The sequence below is a fragment of the Mesotoga infera genome (assembly GCA_011045915.1).
Taxonomy (GTDB): Bacteria; Thermotogota; Thermotogae; order Petrotogales; family Kosmotogaceae; genus Mesotoga; species Mesotoga infera_D.
This window is the reverse complement of record DSBT01000041.1, coordinates 1-2,882: the sequence shown is the minus strand read 5'-3', so window position 1 is coordinate 2,882 and position 2,882 is coordinate 1. Positions and strand designations below refer to the sequence as shown.

Below are 2,882 nucleotides of genomic sequence, written 5' to 3'. Positions count from 1 at the left end.
CTTTCCGATCTTCCTGGGCCAGATTTTTACAGATGTCTGCACTTCATTCCCTCCCTGGTAATTAGATGATTACTCTATAAGCCAACTGCATTCAATCTCAGTATCGTTATGGAATTTCCTGCAAAGGTAAAAGTGAACTCGTTTGATAGACCCGACAGATCATATTTTTCGGGCAGTACCTTGTCCGGGTTCTGGAAAGTATTTTCATCGAAGATGCTGTCGGACGTCATTACAATGACTTCTGCCTGCCCCCCGATCTCAAGTTGCTCGCCAATTTCGACTCTGACCTCTTTCTCTTCGGGCCATGGATTCACAATCTTTACGATCAAGTTCTCCGTTTCTCGATCATAGACGCAGACGTGGTACAGGGACTTGAACCAGTAACCGATAACCTCGAGATTCTCGTCGGTAAGCTTAGAAGGTATTACCACATCTCCGAGATTCTCATTGAAGAGTTTCTGAACATGATAACTTGGGGTTCCATACACTCTTGTGTTGTCGAACCAGATGAGGTCCGGCGTCCACTGCGACCAGCCCGGCCTGTTGAATAGGGGCGCGTAAGCCGCCATTATTACTATGTCTGAATTCCGTTCAAGGCCAGTCATCAAAGCTGCTTCCGCCATTGCTGCTTGGAGGGTGTTCCTTGTTCCAGCCGCGTGGGCTGCGTATTCTCCGAGCATGACCTTTGGACCGGATCTGTCGTACTTGTCGTATCTATCTGTGTTTCTCAACATCCATTCCGGAACGGCATACATGTGCTCATCAAGAATTTCGACTTCGTTTTCTCTTGCCCATCTCCACGCACGGTTGAATGAAGCTCCTTGATATGAAGGCGGGCCGCTGAATACAATGGTGATTTGGGGGTGAATTTCCTTCACGACTTCAAGAAACAGCAGAAAGCGGTCGTGATATTCCGTGCCCCAATTCTCGTTTCCTATACCAATATACTTGACGTTGAAGGGCTTTGGATGACCCAACTCGACACGTTTCGAGCCCCATAATGAGTTCTGTGGCCCATTTGCAAACTCTATGAAGTCAAGAACACTTTCAATCCATTCGTCCATCTCATCTATTGGACAGTACTCGGCACCTCGAACCTGACAGGACATGCCCGAGTTGAAGATCGGTATGGGCTCGGCATCAAGACGTTCCGACAGGAGGAGATATTCGAAAAATCCGATTCCATATGACTGGTGATAGCCCCATAGGTTGTAATTTGCCTTCCTCTCCTCTACAGGTCCGATAGTATCCTTCCAGCGATAGGCGTTATCCAGGCTGTCACCTTCAACCAGGCAGCCGCCCGGAAACCTTACGAAACCAGGCTTAAGCTCTTCAAGCATCTTTAGAAGATCTACCCTCATGCCGTTCCAGTTCTCTTCAGGGAAAAGCGAAATCATGTCCAGGCAGACCTCGCCGGCCCCTCTCAATATAAGTAAAAGCCTGCCGTTATCGCAGTCTTCGGCGATCTCAAATTCTACCGAATACTTCTCCCACTCAGCGCCGAAAGCCGACCCGAGGCTAGCTTCAACGATCGTGTTGCCCTTCGCATCTGTCAGCAAAACTGTGATTTCACCGCTGTATTCCGAATTACCTCGAATGAATGCGGAAAACACGTACCGTTTCCCTCCCATCATAGTAATGCCGTCGTAACCGTTGTTGGAAAGCGATACTGATCCGCTATCAGATGCAATATCAAAACTCAAGTAATGGGGATTGTTCTCATTAAGCGGCAGGTCTGAGTCAATCGAGAAGGTGGCCTGGCAACCGGTTTCAAAGTCTGCAAACCAGCCTTCGAGAGGATCTTTGTGTTCGAAGGATCGATTTCTTACCAATTCAGCGTATAGACCGCCATCTACCGCATGGTTTATGTCTTCGAAGAATACGCCGTAGAGGAAGGGACTTATCTCGGGACCGGGATTGCTGGGATCTATTGTCAGCACATGACCGGCATTCACAACAAGAGTTTCCGGAATAAAAATCATCATGAGAACAAAGGTCAATAAAATGGTGGCTCTTTTCATTTAGATCACTCCATTCATTGCCCGAGAACAAGGGTGAATTCATTCTTCTCACCCTTCTTAACGTCAATAATGAATGTCTCTGACAGTGCTCCGCTTTCCACCGAGACCTCGTACTTACCGGCAAAACCGTTGAAAGCCACAGTGCCCGAAATATCCGTCTCGAGACGGACAGTGGTCTTCCATTCTTCGTGTATAAGCCTCTTCAACTCATCAAAGATCGGTTTTGTCGAGAGATCGTCGCGCAGAAATCCGCTGCCTGACTGCCACGCCCTGTAGAAATTCCAGTACGTTATTACCTCGACCGCCGAATGGCTGAAGAAGACTTTGTAGAATATCCTGGCGATCTCGGCCTGTATCTCTTCGGCCTCACTTATAGAGACGTTGAAAGCGTCTATCACCGCGGGAAGAGGAATCTGAAACTCCGATATATGAATAGGTTTCCCCAGCTGAGCCAACTCGTCAATCGCAAGATATATGCTTTCCAAGGATCGCAGCTGACCAAGTAGATCCTGAGCAGTGAAAATATGCGCTTCGGCCCCAATCACATCTATGGGAGTTCCTTCATTTATGAGTTGTCGGGCTCTCGAAATGAAAGCTCGCCTGGTCCGCTCATTCACTAACACTCCGTATTCGTTTAGTACTGTAATGGCGTCGGGGTCGGTTTCCTTAACGATTCTAAACGACTCGGCAATATAGTCCGAACCTATCGAGTCGAACCAGGGTTGAACAATAGGCTCATTGACGACATCCCAGTACTGAATGAGGTCCTTGAACTCTTCGACTTCCCTGGTGATTCTCGAAAAGAGATATTCCCGTACTTCTGCCCATTGACCGAGCTTTCCTTTCACTTCTATCCAGGCG

Annotated in this window: 2 protein-coding genes; both read right to left on the bottom strand. The window is 48.0% G+C overall.

All coding sequences use genetic code 11. The annotated features are described in order from the left end of the window. Positions 1-74: 74 nt before the first annotated feature. The gene (locus ENN47_01150) at positions 75-2,021 is read right to left on the bottom strand and encodes an alpha-N-arabinofuranosidase (GenBank protein HDP76798.1); all 1,947 of its coding nucleotides are present in this window, start codon (positions 2,019-2,021) and stop codon (positions 75-77) included. A gap of 14 nt (positions 2,022-2,035) precedes the next feature. Continuing rightward, on the bottom strand, positions 2,036-2,882 hold an 847-nt coding region (locus tag ENN47_01145), incomplete at its 5' end, for a glycoside hydrolase (protein HDP76797.1).

Bases quoted from the DNA above. Each gene is read 5' to 3' on its own strand.
- ENN47_01150 (HDP76798.1), bottom strand. From the start codon at position 2,021: ATGAAAAGAGCCACCATTTTATTGACCTTTGTTCTCATGATGATTTTT.